The sequence below is a fragment of the Cupriavidus sp. USMAA2-4 genome (assembly GCF_001854305.1).
GTDB classification, from domain to species: Bacteria; Pseudomonadota; Gammaproteobacteria; order Burkholderiales; family Burkholderiaceae; genus Cupriavidus; species Cupriavidus malaysiensis.
In genome coordinates, this window is sequence record NZ_CP017749.1 from 342,569 (window position 1) to 358,266 (window position 15,698).

A 15,698-nucleotide genomic window follows, 5' to 3' on the forward strand; every position below is an offset into this window, starting at 1 on the left:
CCCGCGCATGCCGCCAGGCGATCGCGCCGGGTCCCTCCCCGCCTACAAGTCCAGCACCAGCTCCCCGCCCGCCGCCCGCGACACGCAGATCAGGATCGAGCGGTTCGCTTCCCGTTCCGCCTCGCTCAGCACATAGTCCCGATGGTCCGCCCGGCCCGCCAGCAGCGGCACCTCGCAACTGCGGCACAGGCCTTCGCGGCAGGAGGACGGCAGGCATAGTCCATGGCCTTCCAGCACGGACAGGATGCTCTGCCCGGCCGGCACCGTGAAACGCCCGCCCTGCCGTGCCAGCGCCACCTCGAAGGCACCGTCCGCCGGGCCCGCTCCCTCGGCCCCCTCGCCCCCTTCGGCGGCTTCGCCCCGCGCGGACGGCGGCGCGAAGCGCTCGAAGTGCACGGCCGGCGCGGGCACCCCGGCCGCGCCGGCGCCGGCCGACACCGCGTCCATCATCGCGCCCGGGCCACAGCAGTACACATGCCAGCCGGCGGGCAGCTCGCGCAGGCTGGCGTGCAGGTCCGCCGGACCGCCCTGCTCGTCGTCGGCGTGGAGCCGGCAGCGCGCCGCATGGGGCGCGAGCGTCTCCAGGTAGGCCGCATGGCGGCGCGAGCGCACGCAGTACAGCAGGCGCCAGGAGCGCTGGTGGTCGATGCACCAGCGGATCATGCTCAGGATGGGCGTGATGCCGATGCCGCCGGCGATGAACAGGTGCCCCGCCGCATCGGCGTCGAGCTGGAACAGCGCGCGCGGCGCGCCGACCTGGAGCCGGTCGCCCGGACGCAGGCGCTCGTGCGCATAGCGCGAGCCGCCCCGCGAAGCCGGCGCCAGGCCGATCCCGAGCCAGTAGCGGGAGCCATCCCCGGCGCTGCTGGCAATCGAATACTGCCGCGTGCAGCCGTTGGGAAAGGCCACATCGACATGCGCGCCGGGCACGAAGGCCGGCAGCGGCGCGCCGGCCGGGTGGCGCAGTTCCACGCCCAGCACCCCCTCGGCCTCCCGCCGCAGCGCGGTGACGAGCAGTTCCATCACGCCACCTTTGCCTGCGGGGACGCTGCGCGCTGGCGTGCCTCGTCTTCGAGGCGGCGCGCCACCGCCCAGCGGAACTGCGACAGTGCCGCATCGATGGAGAACGGGATCATCTTGAAATCCGGTTCGAGCGCCAGCGAGCGCTGCTGCGCGGTGATGATGTCGCGGTCCTCGGCGAAGGCGGCCACCACGCTCTCGTGGATCGAGCGCGTCACCTCCGGCTGGTCGATGGCGAAGTTGTGCGGATGGGCGAAGAAGTAGTGCGTGGAGTGCTCGGTCTCCGGCGTCAGCGCCTGGCAGCCGCGGAACTCGGCCGCATCCACGCGGTGCCCTTCCGGCGCGCCGGTGCCGGCCGGCGCCATGCCCGAATCCATCACCAGGATGGCGGGTAGCGTGAAGTTGTAGATATTCCAGCGGTCGACCTTGCCCGGCCACTGCTTCACCTGCCTGGCAAACGGCGGCGCCTCGGTGCCGAGGGTCCAGCGCGTGATGCGCACGCCGTCCTCCAGCCGCTCCACCTGCGGCTGCACGCTGGCGTAGTCCTCGCTGCCGCCCAGCGTGGTGGGATGCACGAAGGGCAGGTGCGAGAAGTCGAGCAGGTTGTCGGCGATCAGCAGGTAGTTGACGTCATAGTGGATATAGCCGTCGAGGCTGCGCCAGGCGGGATCGTCCAGCCAATGCGTATCCGGGATCAGCGACGGATCGGCGGCCTCGGCATCGCCCATCCAGATCCACAGCCAGCGGTGCCGCTCCACCACCGGGAAGGTGCGCACCTTGGCCTGCGGCGGGATGCGCTGCTGCGCCGGCGCCTCCACGCAGCGCCCGCCCGTGTCGAACTTGAGCCCGTGATACAAACAGCGCACGCAATCGCCCTCGCGCCGGCCGATCGAGAGCGGGGCGCCGCGATGGCAGCAGCGGTCTTCCAGCGCGACCACCTTGCCCTGCGCGTCACGGTACATCAGCACGGGGATGCCGATGATGGTGCGCGCGAAGAGCTCGCTCGGGCCGACTTCCTTGTCCCAGCCGGCGACATACCAGGTATTGCGGATGAACATCTTCGTTTCTCCCAGGTGCGGCAATGGCACGGCCATTGCCAGCCTTTGCAATGTGCAGCGGCGCGATGCGCCTGCATGGTGGGGCGGGCATCGGCCGGTTTCAGTGATTCGGGGATTGGGTAATTCAGTGATTCAGTGATTCAGTGATTCAGTGATTCAGTGATTCAGTGATTCAGTCGACGATCTTCCAGTCGCCGCCCTGGATCTGCACCATCGCCACCGCGCGGCGGTCGTAGCCGGAATGGTCGGTGGCGGACATGGTGCAGACGCCCTGCGTGGTCACCACGTCGCGGGTCGTCTCCAGCGCATCGCGCAGCGCCGCGCGGAAGGCCGGGCTGCCCGGCCTGGCCGTCGCCAGCGCCTTGCCCAGGGCCTGGCGCAGCACGATGCCGGCGTCCCACACATTGGCGGCGAACACCGATACCGACTGCTTGCCGTGCGCCGCCTCGTAGCGCTGCACGAAGTCGGCGGCGACCGGGCGCACCGGGTTGGCGCCGGCGAGCTGGCCGGCCACCAGCACCGGCCCGACCGCGAAGATCGCGCCCTCCGCGTCCTTGCCGGCCACGCGCAGGAAATCCCGGTTGGCAATGCCGTAGGTCTGGTAGACCTTGCCACGGAAGCCGCGCTCGGCCAGGGTCTTCTGCGGCAGCGCGCCGGGTGTGCCGGAGGCCGCGATGAAGACCGCGTCGGGCTTGGCCGCCATGACCTTCAGCGCCTGCGCCACCACCGAGGCATCGGTCTTGGCATAGCGCTCCTCGGCCACCAGCCGGATACCGGCGGGCGGCAACTGCGCGCGCAGTTCGCCGAGCCAGGCCTCGCCGTAGGCGTCGCCGAAGCCGACGAAGGCCAGCGTGCGCACCCCGTCCCGCTGCATGCGCGCCAGCGTGGCCTGCATCATCAGGGCCTCGTTCTGGATCACCTTGAAGACCCAGCGGCGCGTGGCATCCATCGGCTGCACGATCTTGGCGCTGGCGGCCAGGCTCAGCAGCGGCACGCCCTTCTCGGCGGCCACCGCCGCCAGCGGCAGCGTGGCCGGCGTCGACGAGGAGCCGAGCACCACGTCGACCTGCTGTTCGTCGGCCAGGCGGCGGAAGTTGCGCACGCTGAAGGCGGGATCGGACGCGTCGTCCAGCACCGTGTAGCGGATCGCCTCGCCGCCGACTTCGCGCGGCAGCATGTCGACCGCCTGGCGGGCCGGAATGCCCAGCGATGCCGCGGGGCCGGTGAGGGACAGCGTGACGCCGACCTGGACATCGGCCCAGGCGGCAGGACTGCACAAGCCGGCGAGCGCAAGCAGCCAGCCCAGCGGGTGGGAACGGACCATGGTTGTCTCCTGTGTTGTGGTGATCGCGGTGATCGACGCCTTCTGCGAGGCGTGTTGACAGGAGTCTAGGCAGCGGCTCAATATGCCTCAACCTCATGACGAACATGATTGGAATGTACGCCATGCATAACGATGCCTTCGACTACAACCTGCTGAGCGTGTTCGACGCCATGCTGCGCGAGCGCAGCGTGACGCGCGCCGCCGAGCAGCTCGGCCTCACCCAGAGCGCCATGAGCCACGCCCTGAACCGGCTGCGCGACTACTTCGACGATCCGCTCTTCGTCAAGACCGGCAAAGGCATGGCGCCGACCACCAAGGCCGAGGCCCTGGCCGGCCCCATCCTCGAAGTGATGACCGCCATGCGCACGCGCGTGCTGCCGCAGGCGAGCTTCGACCCGGCCACCATGGAGCGCACCTTCACGCTATGCATGACGGACATGGGCGAACTGGTCTTCCTGCCCCCGCTGATCAAGCACCTGCGCGTCATCGCCCCGCACTGCACGCTGCGCACCATGCAGGTCCCCATTCCGCAGATCGAAGCCCTGCTCGCCTCCGGCGAAGCCGACCTGCTGCTCGGCTCGGTACGCACCGCGCCGGAAACCTTGTTCCAGCAGCAGATCTTCATGCACGGCTTCGCCACCATCGTCAGCACCAAGAACCGCGACGTCGGCGAGCACCTCACCCGCGAGCAGTTCGAAACCATGCCGCACATCGCCGTCAGCCTGGCCGGCCGCACCAGCCCGGCCTACGACGCCGCCTACGAAAGCCACGGCCTGCGCCGCCGCATCTACCTGCACACCCCGCACTTCCTCGCCGTACCGCTGCTGATGGACGAGCAGCCCGACCTGATCGCCACCGTGCCGCAGGAACTCGCCAATGTGTTCTGCCGCTACGGCATCGTGCGCACGGTACAGCCACCCGTCACGCTGCCGCCGTTCGCGCTCAGCCAGTACTGGCATCCGCGCTTCCACCATGACCCGGCCATCGTCTGGCTGCGGCAGTGGATCAAGCAGATCTTCGACCGGTATCCGGTGATCGAGGCGGTGGGGGGTGGTGGGGCAGGCGTCGGCGCCGGGAAGCGGCCAGGCGGTGGAAGACGGCGGTAAGCGCCGCGGCACTGTGGTCGACTGGCAGGCGACACGGCGAAGACGTCGAGTGAGACGTCTTCCGAGTCAGGTGCTGGCGAGTGGCACCGGAAATAGCGCGTGCCTTGCGTATTGCGGCACCGTCATTGGCTATTCCGGGTAGAACTCTTGCGAGAGCACGTCATCGACGGCCCAAGGTAACGCTTCCGGGAACACATCGAGGTCCAGGCCGGTTTCATTGTTCGCAATACTGCGGGCCTTCGACCACACGATGTCGAGCCATGCTGCATCGTTGAACTTGCCGCGCAGACTGGGGGCCTCGTTCAGGACGTAGGCAACCTCCTTGCGCTGGGTACGAATGGTGAACTGCCAACTCTTGCTGCGACGTGAAGGCTGGAACTGCCACTTCAAGAGATCCGCCAGCAGGATGGACATACGGCTTGCCAGTTCGCGCTGCTCGCTCTTGCCCACGTCCTCGATCTCCTCTGCAATGTGCAGGACGTCGATGGCCGACAGATTGCCAGCGCGAAGCAGTGCGGCTTGCTCGCTCGCCCATGCCACTACGTCCGTTTCATAGGACGTACCCATGTACTGACTCCATCCAAAGTGTTCAGTTCAAGGTGCAGATGTGCACCGCTTCAAGCTTGTTGCCTGAGCTTGCCGATAGTCTTTTTGGCGTGGTTGATGACCGCCTCGGGGCAATTGCGTCGCCGGGCACTGTCGGGGGCCGCCAAGTACGATTTCCAAGTGGACATAGGTATCGGAAAGGCCTGCCTTCTGTTGATCAATGCAAGCGCTTCGGCCTGGGTAATTCCAGCGCCCTCGATCAAGGCGCGGAGTGCTGCGCCGTTGTCTTCATTTACTACGTCCATGGCCTGGTTCTTTGGTGTACTTGTGCACCAAAGAATAGCACGAGTGCTAACCCTGCCTTGCGTCCGCCCACCCCGATTAGCAGCGGGGAGCGGAATCCATCCGCAAACGTAGGAGCCGATCCCATGACGAGGCCATGGCCGAGTTGTACCGCGACGACCCGGCGCTGGCGCTGGACGTGATCAACGACGTCATCGCCGGCGGCGACCAGGGCGAACTGCTGACCGTGCTGCGGCAGCTGACGCAGGCCTTCGGCGGGGTCCAGGCGGTGGCCGGGCAGGCCGGGCTGAATCCCACGCAGCTCTATCGCACGTTGTCCGCGCAAGGCAACCCGGCGCTGAGCAGCCTGACGTCGATCCTGAAGGCGATGGGACTGCGGCTGGCAGTGCGGCCGATCTAAGCCTTGCGGCCTGCGGCCACCGCGGGTGGCGCGCCGCCACGCCTTGCGCCACGCAAACCCGTCCGGTAGAATCCCGCCCCCACCCGTTTGGCCGAGATTGTCCGCCGCCATGCCTCAGATCGTAGTCAGCCATCTGCGCAAGACCTATCGCATCCATGAGCGCGACCCCGGCGTACTCGGCGCCCTGCGCGCGCTGGCGCGGCCGCGCTATCGCACGGTGGAGGCGCTGGCCGACGTGTCGTTCACGCTGGAGCGCGGCGAGCTGCTCGGCTTCATCGGGCCGAACGGCGCCGGCAAGTCGACCACCATCAAGGTGCTGGCGGGCATCCTGCGGCCCGACGGTGGCCGCGTCGAGATCGACGGGCGCGTGCCCTTCGCCGACCGCGAGAAGCATGTGGCGCGCATCGGCGTGGTGTTCGGCCAGCGCACGCAGCTGTGGTGGGATCTCCCGGTCGGCGACGGCTTCGCCCTGCTGCGCGATATCTACCGGGTCGACCCGGTGCGCTTCGCGCGCACGCGCGACGAACTGGTCGCGCTGCTGCAGCTCGAGCGCCTGCTCGACCAGCCGGTGCGCCAGTTGTCGCTGGGGCAGCGCATGCGCGCGGAGATCGCCGCGGCGCTGCTGCACGAGCCCGACATCCTGTTCCTCGACGAGCCGACCATCGGGCTCGATGCGCCGTCCAAGCTCGCGGTACGCGACTTCATCCAGCGTGCCAACCGGGAACGCGGCACCACGGTGCTGCTGACCACGCACGATATGCACGACATCGAGGCCCTGGCCCGGCGCGTGATCGTGATCGGACACGGCCGCGTGCTGGCCGACTGCCCGGTCGACGCCCTGCGCGCGCAGGTGGTCGCGGCCCGCCGCCTCGACGACGGCCTGCCGGAAGACGCGGAGGACGAGGGCATGACCATCGAGGCGGTCATCACGCGCTTCTACGCCATGCACGGCGCGGCCGAGGCCTGACCCGCATGCTGCCGCCCGACCGCCTGCGCCCCTATCTCGCCGCCTTCCGCTCGCGCTTCCTGCAGATGCTGCAGTACCGCACGGCGGCCTATGCCGGCTTCGCCACCCAATGCTGGTGGGGCGGCATCAAGATCATGATCCTGGCCGCCTTCTACGGCGGCGCGGCGGCGGCAAGCGCGCCCATGTCGCTGGCGCAGTCCGTCACCTATACGTGGATGGCCCAGGGCCTGCTTGCGCTGCTGCCCTGGGGCGGCGACCCCGAGATCGCGCTGTCGGTACGCACCGGCGCGGTGGCCTATGACCGCCTGCGGCCGGTCGACGCCTATGCCTTGTGGTTTGCGCGCTCCGCCGGCTGGGCCGCCGCGCGCGTGCTGCCGCGCGTGGCGCTGATGCTGGTGTTCGCGGCCATCGCGCTGCCCTTGGCCGGGCTCGGCGAATGGGGCTGGCAGCCGCCTGCCGGCCTGGCCGAGGGCGCGGCCTTCCTGCTCTCGGTGCTGCTGGCGCTGCTGCTGTCCACCGCGCTCGTGATGCTGCTGAACATCGCCGCGGCGGCCGCGCTCAACGAGCGCGGCATCAATGCGCTGGCGACGCCGATCGTGATCGTGCTGTCCGGCAACCTGCTGCCGCTGGCACTGCTGCCGGACACCTGGCAGATGGCGCTGCTGATGCAGCCGCTCGCCGGCGTGCTGGATATCCCGGTGCGCCTCTACTCCGGGCAGCTGGCCGGCGCGCGGGCGCTGGCGGGACTGGGCCTGCAGGCCTTCTGGATCCTGCTGCTGGTCGGCGTGGGCCACGCGGCCATGGGCCGCACCATGCGCCGGCTCGAGGTCCAGGGGGGATGAGGACGATGAGGGGAATGCGTGAAATGAAGCCCATGGGATCGCTCGCCTTGTTCGCCCGCCTCGCCCTGTCCTCGCTGGCGGGGCAGGCGCGCTACCCGGCCTCGGCGCTGATGCTCACCCTGGGCCAGTTCCTCGCCACCGGCATCGAGGTGGTGGCGGTGTGGGCATTGTTCCACCGCTTCGGCGAGGTGCAGGGATGGAAGATCGGCGAAGTGGCGCTGTGCTACGGGCTGGTCAACTGCATGTTCGCCCTCGCCGATGCGCTGGGGCGCGGCTTCGACGTGCTGGGCACGACCCTGCTGCGCACCGGCGAATTCGATCGCCTGCTGCTGCGCCCGCGCCCGCTGGCGCTGCAACTGATGGGCTACGACGTGCGCATCAGCCGGCTGGGACGGCTGCTGCAAGGGCTGATGGTGCTGGCCTTCGCCACCGTGCAGGGCGGCATCGCCTGGACCCCGGCGGCCACCGCGATCGCCCTCTTCGCGCTGGCGGGCGGCGTGGCGCTGTTCCTCGGCATCCTCGTGCTGCAAGGCACGCTGTCCTTCTGGACCATCGAGAGCCTGGAGATCGCCAATGTGTTCACCTACGGCGGCGTCGAGGCGGCCCAGTACCCGATCGCGCTGTACGCCGCCTGGTTCCGCCGCATCCTGACCTTCGCCGTGCCCCTGGCCTGCGTGGCCTACTATCCCGCGCTGGCCATCCTGGGCAAGCCCGATCCGCTCGGCGCGCCGGCCTGGACCGGGCTGGTGTCGCCGCTCGCCGGATTCGCCTTCCTCGCCATCGCCTTCGGCGCCTGGCGCATCGGCGTGCGCCACTACACCTCGACCGGCAGCTGACCCGCGCGCAAGGCGGCGACGACGGCGTCACCCATCGCGGATGTCCCGACCCGGGTCGTGCCTGCGGCATGGATGTCCGCCGTGCGCAATCCCGAGGCGATGACATCCCTGACCGCCGCCTCGATGCGGTCCGCGGCGTCTGCCTGAGCGAGCGAGAAGCGCAGCATCATGGCGGCCGACAGGATCGTCGCCAGGGGATTGGCGATGCCCTGGCCGGCGATGTCCGGGGCGCTGCCGTGGCTGGGCTCGTACAGTCCCCGCTTGCCCGCCCCCAGGCTGGCCGACGGCAGCATGCCGATGGAGCCGGTGAGCATGGCGGCTTCGTCGCTGAGGATGTCCCCGAACATATTGCCGGTGACCACCACGTCGAACGCCTTGGGCGCCTTGACCAGCTGCATGGCCGCGTTGTCGACGTACATGTGCTCCAGCGCCACGTCCGGATAGGCCTTGCCGACTTCGCTCATGACGTCGCGCCAGAGCCGGGAGGTTTCCAGCACATTGGCCTTGTCCACGCTGGTGACACGCCGGCGGCGCCGGCGCGCTGCCTGGAAGGCGACATGGGCGATGCGCTCGACCTCGGAACGCGCATACCGCATCGTGTCGAAGCCCTCGTCATCGCCCGGGAAATGCCCGTCCGCCGCCATGCGGCGTCCGCGCGGCTGGCCGAAGTAGACGTCGCCGGTGGCATCGCGGAGGATCAGGATATCGAGGCCGGAGACCAGCTCGGGCTTGAGGCTGGAGGCCCCGGCCAGCTGCGGATAGCAGAGCGCCGGCCGGAGATTGGCGAACAGGCCCAGGTGCCGGCGCAGCCCGAGGATGGCCTGTTCAGGGCGCAGGTGGCGCTCCAGCTGGTCGTAGCGCCAGTCGCCTACGGCACCGAACAGCACGGCATCGGCCTCTCTCGCCAGTTGCAGCGTGGCTTCCGGCAGCGGATGGCCGTGCGCCGCATAGGCGACCCCGCCTGCCGGCGCGTAGTCCATTTCGATTGGCAGGTCGAGGGCATCCAGGACCTTGGTGGCTTCCGCGACGATCTCGGGTCCGATACCGTCGCCGGGGAGGATGGCGATCTTCATGGGCAGGTGCTCCTTGGCGAAATCAGGTCGCACGCTCGATCCGCTTGGAGCCGCTTGGAGCCGCTTGGAGCCGGCGGGGCCGCGCAGCCGGATTGCCCGGCCCGCGGTCCTTGCGATGGACTTGCCTGGCTTAGCCAAGCCGGCACCATGTTCTCGCAGCACGGGGCTGGCGGCGGCAACGGATCCTCCGGTGCCCGGAACGAGCGCGCGATGGGTGAGTGAACGCGCATTGTTCGCCGGCTCTGGAAGCGCAACAAGGCAAGCATCGATCCTGGTATAGGAAGTGCCAGTATCAGAGTCCGCTCATCCTGTGGAAAATTATTCCTTTTTCTTTTTATTTATTAGGATTTCATCCCAATAAGGTCCGCACCTGCAGCCCATTTTGGAATCGCCCTCCGCGTGCGCCGCGTAACATTTCCTTCACTCTCAAGGATGACGGATCATGAGCACGGACACTCTGCGGTACTTCGATTACGCGGCAACGACCCCGGCGGATCCCCGGGTCATCGCGGCAATGCTTGGCTGCCTGGGCGCCGACGGCGCCTTCGGAAACCCGGCGTCGAACACGCATGCCGCGGGGCGGCAGGCCAGGGCGCTGGTCGAGCAGGCCCGCGCGCAGGTCGCCGGCCTGATCGGCGCGGAGGCCGATGAGATCATCTGGACCTCCGGCGCGACCGAGTCGAACAACCTGGCCCTCAAGGGCTTCTTCGACGCCGAGCCGGCGCGCCGCCACCTGGTCACCAGCAGGCTCGAGCACAAGGCCATCCTGGACACGGCATGCCACCTCGAACACCTCGGGGTTGCCGTCACCCGCCTGTCGCCCGACGCGGCCGGCGAGATCTCTCCGGCCGCCGTCGCCGCGGCACTGCGCGCGGACACCGGCATCGTCTCCCTGATGCTGGTGAACAACGAAATCGGAACCCTCACCGACGTCGCGGAGATCGCGCGCGCCGTCCACGCTGCCGGCGCCCTGCTCCACGTCGACGCGGCACAGGCCGTCGGCAAGACCGGGATCGACGTGAAGGCGATGGGGATCGACCTGCTGTCGATGTCGGCCCACAAGTTCTATGGGCCGAAGGGCATCGGCGCACTCTATGTGAATCGCCATATCGCGCCCCGCATTGCCTGCCAGATGCACGGCGGCGGCCATGAGCAGGGACTGCGCTCCGGCACCCTGGCCACCCACCAGATCGTCGCCATGGGCACGGCATGCGAGCTGGCGCGCGCGGAGATGGCGTCGGACAACCGGCGCATCGCGCAATGGCGCGAACGCCTGCTGGACGGTGTGCGGGCACTGGGGGTCGTCACCCAGAACGCCCGCGGCGCCAGGCGGATTCCGCACACGGTCAGCCTGACCGTGGCGCTGCCCGGCTTCTCCCCTTCCATGCTGGGCGACGACCTGGCCATCTCTTCCACCTCAGCCTGCAACTCGGCGGCCGGCAAGCCGTCCCACGTGCTGACCGCGATCGGCCTGGACGCGGACGCCGCGGCACGCACGGTGCGGCTGAGCCTCGGCCGCTTCACCACCCAGGACGATGTCGACTTTGCGGTCGCGTGTTTCCGCCGGGCCATCGAGCGCTGCCGGGAAGCGGAGGAAAGCGGCCAGACACTTCAGGTCAAGCAGCTATCGGATGAGGTGGGTGTCAGCGCGCAGTTGAGCGGCACCGACGTACGCGCCGCGCACGCCATCGGCTTCCGCTCCATCGTCTGCAACCGGCCCGATGGCGAGGCCGCCGGACAGACGCCGTTCGCGCAGATCGCTGAGGTCGCCGGCGCGCTCGGCATGACGGTGCGCTACCTGCCGGTGGAATCCGGCCGCGTCACCGACGAGGCCGCCGCGGCCTTCCGCGCGCTGGTGGCAGGCCTGCCGAAGCCGGTCCTCGCGTACTGCCGCACGGGCACGCGCGCGGAGATGCTGTGGAATTCGGCCGGCATGCAAGGGCGATGATGGCTGCCTGGCGAGCGGAGGAGCGGAGCGCGCCGCCGCTCGGGCCGGCTTCCACGCCGGCGATGCCGCCATCCGGCCGGCTTCCGATGGCATGGCCTTTGCCGACGCGCCAAGGCCGTCGTCGCGCCGAGGCCACGGGGCTATGATGCGGGTAGCAGCCACCCGCGCAGAGGTGGAACCGCCTCCGTAAGGAAACCCGCCTCTACCTCGTTCCCATGCATCTATTAGCCATCTCCGGCAGCGCCCGCGAGGCCTCCACCAATACCGCCATGCTGAAGGCGATGCAGGCGCTCGCGCCGGCCGGCATCGAGTTCTCGGTCTTTCACCATCTCGACAGGCTGCCGGTCTTTTCCCCGGACTTCGAGCAACATGCCCCGCTCGAAGTCGCCAGGTTCCTGGACCTCGTCGCCCGGGCCGACGGGCTCATCATCTCGAGCCCCGAGTATGTCCGCGCCATCCCGGGCGGCCTCAAGAACGCCATCGATTGGATGGTCTCCCGCTTCGAGATCGTCGGCAAGCCGGTGGCCCTGGTGCACGGCTCGCACCGGGGCGATGACATGCTGGCCTCGCTGAGGCTCGTGCTCGCGACGGTAAGCAGCAGCTTCCTGGAGCAACCGTTCCTGCGAATCCCGCTGATCGGCAGGACGCCGGAGGACATCGCGACGTTGCTGCATGCCCCGCCATACGCCGCGCAGATCGGCGAGTTCCTGCGCGACTTCACGGCGGCCATCGCCCAAGTCCAGGGGCACGACGCCGGGCGCACGGCCCCGCCTGGCCGGGGCGGGTAAGATCGATCCTCCCGAAACGGAGGACGCATGCCAGATACCCTGCAAGCCAGCGAACGGCTGTTCTCATACGGCACCCTGCAGGCACCCTGCAGTTCGAACAGGGCTTGACGGAGCGCGCATGGCAGCGCGTGGCCGCCAGCGAGCGACCGGCGCGCTCAAACCTTCGGAAACACCTCCACCACATGCCGCAGCAGCCTGCCCGCCACCGGCGACAACGGCCGCCCGCTGCGCGTGACCACATGGATCCGGCTGTGGTTCAGGATCGGGTTGGCCAGCGGCAGCGACACCAGGTCGGTGAACTGCGCGCCTTGCAGCGGGATCGAGCGCGGCGTCATGATGTAGCCGAGCCCCAGCGCGGCGAACTCCCATAGCACCTTGAACGAGTTGGTGACGAGCATCGGCTTCAGCGTGACCTGCTCGTCCAGTTCCGCTGCCTGCACGTGCTTGCGCACGCCGAAGGACTCGACCAGTGCCGCGCCCTGGTGCGGCGCCAGGTCGGCCAGGCTCAGCGCCTTGCGCCGGCGTGCGAGCGGATGGTCCTTGCGCACGTGCACGCGGATCGGGGAGAGCCGGGAATAATGCGAGCGCAGGCGCGCGTCGTTGGGCGGCTGGAACACCAGGCCGATATGCGCCATGTCTTCGACGATGCAGCGCACGGTCTCTTCGGTGCCGGCCACGCGGATGTTGTAGGTCACGCCCGGATGCGCGACCAGGAAGTCGCGCAGCACGGGTTCGAGCACCATGTCGATGAAGCCCTCGCCGAAGGCCAGTTCGATGTGGCCGCGCTGGGCGTTCTTCAGGCTGTTCACCTCGGCCAGGAAGGTGTCGTGCAGGTCCTGCTGGCGGCGCGCGAACAACGCGAGCATGCGCCCGGCATCGGTCACCACCACGCCCCGTCCGCGCCGTTCCAGCAGCGTCAGGCCGGTGTCCTGCTCCAGCTTGGCCACGGCGCGGCTGACCACCGACGGGTCCAGCGACAGCACATCCGCCGCGCCGCGCACCGAGCCGGTCTCGATGATCTGCAGCAGGCACAGCGCCCGCCTGCGGTCCAGCACATCCTCCATCCGTTCTTCCATGGCGCCGGCGCCTCGTATGCGGTGATTCGAATGTTGTCATTTATACAACGATTCTCCGCTTCCGCTGTCATGGATGCGACGGACGCCTCTGCGGATAATGCGACCAACCACCCCCGATCCCAGCGCACCATGACCGCATCCACCGCCCCCGCCACCCCTTCCGCCTTGCTGCGCGCCATCGACGCCATCGCCCCGGAGTTCGTCGCCATCCGCCACCGGATCCACGCGCATCCCGAACTGGCCTTCGAGGAACGCCGCACCAGCGACCTCGTCGCCGAACGGCTGGCCGCCTGGGGCTACGAGGTCCATCGCGGCCTCGGCACGACCGGCGTGGTCGGCCGGCTGCGCAAGGGCTCGGGCACGCGCGCCCTCGGCATCCGCGCGGACATGGATGCGCTGCCGATCCAGGAAAAGACCGGGCTGGACTACGCCAGCACGCTGCCCGGCAAGATGCACGCCTGCGGGCATGACGGCCACACCGCCATCCTGCTGTGCGCGGCGCGCTATCTGGCCGAATCCGTTGACTTCAACGGCACGCTGAACCTGATCTTCCAGCCTGCCGAGGAAAACGAGGGCGGCGCGCTGCGCATGCTGGAGGACGGCCTGTTCGAGCGATTTCCCTGCGATGAGGTCTACGCCCTGCACAACACGCCCGGCCTGCCGGTCGGCCAGGTCGGCCTGATCGCCGGCCCGGCCATGGCCTCGTTCGACCGCGCCACGGTGACGCTGCACGGGCGCTCGGCCCACGGCGCCATGCCCCACCACGGCATCGACGTGATGCAGGGCGCGGCCAGCATGGTGCTCGGCCTGCAGTCCATCGTCAGCCGCGAGATCGACGCGCTGAAGGCGGCAGTCATCACCGTGGGCTCGATCCAGGCGGGCGCCACCTACAACGTGGTACCCGAAAGCGCGACCATCAAGATCGGCGTGCGGGCGCTCGATCCCAAGGTGCGCACCCATATCGAAGCGCGCCTGCGCGACTTCGTCGCGGCCCAGGCCCGCAGCTTCCAGCTCGAAGCCGAGGTGGTCTACGAGCGCAAGTATCCGGTGCTGGTCAATCACGAGCGCCAGACCGAGCGCGCGCGCGAAGTGGCGGTGCGGCTGCTGGGCGAGGACAAGGTGGTGGCGCGCGGGCCGGTGATGGGCAGCGAAGACTTCGCCTACATGCTGGAGCATCGTCCCGGCGCCTATATCCGGCTCGGCAACGGCCTCGGCGAGGACGGCGGCTGCATGGTCCACAACCCCCTGTACGACTTCAACGACAGGGCGCTGCCGGTCGGGGCGGCGTTCTGGGCCAGCCTGGCGCAGAGCTACCTCGCCTGAGCCCATCCGACCGCCCCCCCGAATCCACAAGAAACCACAAGAAACCACAAGCCATCGTCAGACAGGGAGACAACCATGACCTCGCAGACACGCCGCCGCTTCCTCCAGTACGCCGGCCTGGGCGCCGGCTCCACGCTGCTCGCCGGCCTGCCCGCCCGGGCGGCGGAACCTTATCCAAGCCGGCCGCTGTCGCTGGTGGTGCCCTACCCTGCCGGCGGCGCGACCGATGCGTCCGCGCGCATCTTCGCGGAGTCCATCGGCAAGAGCGTGAAACAGCAGGTCGTGGTGGAGAACTACGGCGGCGGCACCGGGCTGATCGGCGCCAACAAGGTGCTGGCGGCGCCGGCCGACGGCTATACCTTCTTCGCCGGCTCGATCAACGAGGTATTCCTCGCCCCGCTGCTGAACCCCTCCGCCCGCTACAAGCCCCAGGACTTCCTGCTGGCCGCCCCGGTCAGCGACGCCAACATCGTGCTGCTCGTGCGCAGCGGCCTCGCGGCCGACTCGCTGGACAAGTTCCTGGACCTGGCCAGGCAGAACCGGAGCAAGCCGCTCACCTACGCCACCGTCGGCATCGACTCGATCTACCACCTGATGGGCGACGCCCTCGGCGCGCGCACCGGCGCGACCTTCCTGCACGTGCCCTACAAGGGCGCCGCGCCGGCGCTGCAGGGCCTCGCCGGCGGCGAAGTGGACTTCGCCATCCTGCCCTACCAGTCGAGCTTCGACAGCATGCAGGGAATGGGGCGGCTCAAGGTGCTGACGAGTTTCTCGCGCGCGCTGCCGGCGCCGCTCAGGCACATCCCGCTGATCTCGCTGAGCCGCCAGGTACCCGACTTCGAATACACCATCAGCGGCGGCTACTTCGTCAGGCAGGGCACGCCGGCCGAGCGCGTCGCGGCACTGCGCAAGGCCATCGGCGAAGCGCTGGCCAAGCCCGACGTCCGCGCCAGGCTGGAGGCCGAAGGCCGCACCGTGGAGCGGCCCATCGACAGCCAGGCCCAGGCCGACCAGTGCTTCGACCAGTACATGGGCCGCGTCACGCAATTGCTGCGCAGCGTCGGGCGCAAGGCGGTCGCCTAGCGTGC

General features: G+C 69.0%; 16 protein-coding genes. 9 read left to right on the forward strand and 7 right to left on the reverse strand.

Annotated features, from left to right (window positions below):
- Positions 1 to 42: 42 nt before the first annotated feature.
- The 3 genes from BKK79_RS21660 to BKK79_RS21670 all read right to left on the reverse strand — a co-directional run bounded on the left by BKK79_RS21660 (position 43) and on the right by BKK79_RS21670 (position 3,402).
- Positions 43 to 1,023: a PDR/VanB family oxidoreductase gene (locus BKK79_RS21660; protein ID WP_071018804.1), complete on the reverse strand. Its 981-nt coding sequence runs from the start codon at positions 1,021 to 1,023 to the stop codon at positions 43 to 45.
- On the reverse strand, positions 1,023 to 2,078 hold the full coding sequence (locus BKK79_RS21665) for an aromatic ring-hydroxylating dioxygenase subunit alpha (RefSeq protein WP_071022319.1): 1,056 nt from the start codon (positions 2,076 to 2,078) through the stop codon (positions 1,023 to 1,025). The genes BKK79_RS21660 and BKK79_RS21665 overlap by 1 nt, the downstream gene beginning before the upstream one ends.
- Before the next feature lie 172 nt (positions 2,079 to 2,250).
- A complete protein-coding gene (locus tag BKK79_RS21670; RefSeq protein ID WP_071038753.1) occupies positions 2,251 to 3,402 on the reverse strand; it encodes an ABC transporter substrate-binding protein in 1,152 nt (383 codons plus the stop codon).
- Between the two features lie 122 nt (positions 3,403 to 3,524).
- On the opposite strand from BKK79_RS21670, the gene BKK79_RS21675 reads away from it, so the two are divergent.
- A complete protein-coding gene (locus BKK79_RS21675; RefSeq protein ID WP_071040280.1) occupies positions 3,525 to 4,508 on the forward strand; it encodes a LysR family transcriptional regulator in 984 nt (327 codons plus the stop codon).
- A 129-nt stretch (positions 4,509 to 4,637) separates the two neighbouring features.
- On the opposite strand, the gene BKK79_RS21680 is transcribed toward BKK79_RS21675, so the two are convergent.
- Both BKK79_RS21680 and BKK79_RS39225 read right to left on the reverse strand, forming a co-directional pair.
- Entirely contained in the window at positions 4,638 to 5,075 is a 438-nt protein-coding gene (locus BKK79_RS21680; RefSeq protein ID WP_071038754.1) for a DUF29 domain-containing protein, read from the reverse strand.
- A gap of 50 nt (positions 5,076 to 5,125) precedes the next feature.
- Positions 5,126 to 5,359, reverse strand: coding sequence for a hypothetical protein (locus BKK79_RS39225; RefSeq protein WP_084085037.1), 234 nt, complete (start codon positions 5,357 to 5,359; stop codon positions 5,126 to 5,128).
- A 134-nt stretch (positions 5,360 to 5,493) separates the two neighbouring features.
- Here BKK79_RS39225 and BKK79_RS21685 point away from each other — a divergent pair, with 134 nt between their 5' ends.
- The 4 genes from BKK79_RS21685 (at position 5,494) to BKK79_RS21700 (ending at position 8,402) form a co-directional block, all read left to right on the forward strand.
- Positions 5,494 to 5,757, forward strand: a complete 264-nt coding sequence (locus BKK79_RS21685) for a helix-turn-helix domain-containing transcriptional regulator (RefSeq protein WP_071038755.1) — start codon at positions 5,494 to 5,496, stop codon at positions 5,755 to 5,757.
- A 109-nt stretch (positions 5,758 to 5,866) separates the two neighbouring features.
- Complete coding sequence (locus BKK79_RS21690) at positions 5,867 to 6,724, forward strand: ABC transporter ATP-binding protein (RefSeq protein ID WP_071038756.1); 858 nt, start codon at positions 5,867 to 5,869, stop codon at positions 6,722 to 6,724.
- A 5-nt stretch (positions 6,725 to 6,729) separates the two neighbouring features.
- Positions 6,730 to 7,566, forward strand: coding sequence for an ABC transporter permease (locus BKK79_RS21695; protein ID WP_071038757.1), 837 nt, complete (start codon positions 6,730 to 6,732; stop codon positions 7,564 to 7,566).
- A gap of 32 nt (positions 7,567 to 7,598) precedes the next feature.
- Positions 7,599 to 8,402 (forward strand): ABC transporter permease, encoded by an 804-nt coding sequence (locus BKK79_RS21700; RefSeq protein ID WP_071040281.1) that lies wholly within the window; start codon positions 7,599 to 7,601, stop codon positions 8,400 to 8,402.
- Here the strand turns inward: BKK79_RS21700 and leuB are convergent.
- Positions 8,381 to 9,475, reverse strand: a complete 1,095-nt coding sequence (gene leuB / locus BKK79_RS21705; protein ID WP_071038758.1) for a 3-isopropylmalate dehydrogenase — start codon at positions 9,473 to 9,475, stop codon at positions 8,381 to 8,383. The two genes, BKK79_RS21700 and leuB, sit on opposite strands and share 22 nt — an antisense overlap.
- A gap of 442 nt (positions 9,476 to 9,917) precedes the next feature.
- Between leuB and BKK79_RS21710 the strand changes: the two genes are divergently transcribed.
- Together BKK79_RS21710 and BKK79_RS21715 are read left to right on the forward strand one after the other, a co-directional pair.
- On the forward strand, positions 9,918 to 11,423 hold the full coding sequence (locus BKK79_RS21710) for an aminotransferase class V-fold PLP-dependent enzyme (protein ID WP_071038759.1): 1,506 nt from the start codon (positions 9,918 to 9,920) through the stop codon (positions 11,421 to 11,423).
- A 215-nt stretch (positions 11,424 to 11,638) separates the two neighbouring features.
- Positions 11,639 to 12,211 (forward strand): NADPH-dependent FMN reductase, encoded by a 573-nt coding sequence (locus BKK79_RS21715; protein WP_071038760.1) that lies wholly within the window; start codon positions 11,639 to 11,641, stop codon positions 12,209 to 12,211.
- A gap of 155 nt (positions 12,212 to 12,366) precedes the next feature.
- Here BKK79_RS21715 and BKK79_RS21720 read toward each other — a convergent pair whose 3' ends face one another.
- Positions 12,367 to 13,275 carry a LysR family transcriptional regulator gene (locus tag BKK79_RS21720; protein ID WP_071018791.1) on the reverse strand — a complete coding sequence of 303 codons (909 nt, stop codon included), beginning with the start codon at positions 13,273 to 13,275 and terminating at the stop codon, positions 12,367 to 12,369.
- A gap of 141 nt (positions 13,276 to 13,416) precedes the next feature.
- Here BKK79_RS21720 and BKK79_RS21725 point away from each other — a divergent pair, with 141 nt between their 5' ends.
- Positions 13,417 to 14,610: a M20 aminoacylase family protein gene (locus BKK79_RS21725; RefSeq protein ID WP_071038761.1), complete on the forward strand. Its 1,194-nt coding sequence runs from the start codon at positions 13,417 to 13,419 to the stop codon at positions 14,608 to 14,610.
- 75 nt (positions 14,611 to 14,685) lie between these two features.
- Complete coding sequence (locus tag BKK79_RS21730) at positions 14,686 to 15,693, forward strand: tripartite tricarboxylate transporter substrate binding protein (protein ID WP_071018776.1); 1,008 nt, start codon at positions 14,686 to 14,688, stop codon at positions 15,691 to 15,693.
- Positions 15,694 to 15,698: the final 5 nt, after the last annotated feature.

Coding starts and splice junctions, on each gene's coding strand:
- BKK79_RS21715 (WP_071038760.1), top strand. CDS start 11,639: ATGCATCTATTAGCCATCTCCGGCAGCGCCCGCGAGGCCTCCACCAAT.
- BKK79_RS21720 (WP_071018791.1), bottom strand. CDS start 13,275: ATGGAGGATGTGCTGGACCGCAGGCGGGCGCTGTGCCTGCTGCAGATC.
- leuB (WP_071038758.1), bottom strand. CDS start 9,475: ATGAAGATCGCCATCCTCCCCGGCGACGGTATCGGACCCGAGATCGTC.
- BKK79_RS21690 (WP_071038756.1), top strand. CDS start 5,867: ATGCCTCAGATCGTAGTCAGCCATCTGCGCAAGACCTATCGCATCCAT.
- BKK79_RS21700 (WP_071040281.1), top strand. CDS start 7,599: ATGGGATCGCTCGCCTTGTTCGCCCGCCTCGCCCTGTCCTCGCTGGCG.
- BKK79_RS21660 (WP_071018804.1), bottom strand. CDS start 1,023: ATGGAACTGCTCGTCACCGCGCTGCGGCGGGAGGCCGAGGGGGTGCTG.
- BKK79_RS21675 (WP_071040280.1), top strand. CDS start 3,525: ATGCATAACGATGCCTTCGACTACAACCTGCTGAGCGTGTTCGACGCC.
- BKK79_RS21725 (WP_071038761.1), top strand. CDS start 13,417: ATGACCGCATCCACCGCCCCCGCCACCCCTTCCGCCTTGCTGCGCGCC.
- BKK79_RS21685 (WP_071038755.1), top strand. CDS start 5,494: ATGGCCGAGTTGTACCGCGACGACCCGGCGCTGGCGCTGGACGTGATC.
- BKK79_RS21695 (WP_071038757.1), top strand. CDS start 6,730: ATGCTGCCGCCCGACCGCCTGCGCCCCTATCTCGCCGCCTTCCGCTCG.
- BKK79_RS21670 (WP_071038753.1), bottom strand. CDS start 3,402: ATGGTCCGTTCCCACCCGCTGGGCTGGCTGCTTGCGCTCGCCGGCTTG.
- BKK79_RS21665 (WP_071022319.1), bottom strand. CDS start 2,078: ATGTTCATCCGCAATACCTGGTATGTCGCCGGCTGGGACAAGGAAGTC.
- BKK79_RS39225 (WP_084085037.1), bottom strand. CDS start 5,359: ATGGACGTAGTAAATGAAGACAACGGCGCAGCACTCCGCGCCTTGATC.
- BKK79_RS21710 (WP_071038759.1), top strand. CDS start 9,918: ATGAGCACGGACACTCTGCGGTACTTCGATTACGCGGCAACGACCCCG.
- BKK79_RS21680 (WP_071038754.1), bottom strand. CDS start 5,075: ATGGGTACGTCCTATGAAACGGACGTAGTGGCATGGGCGAGCGAGCAA.
- BKK79_RS21730 (WP_071018776.1), top strand. CDS start 14,686: ATGACCTCGCAGACACGCCGCCGCTTCCTCCAGTACGCCGGCCTGGGC.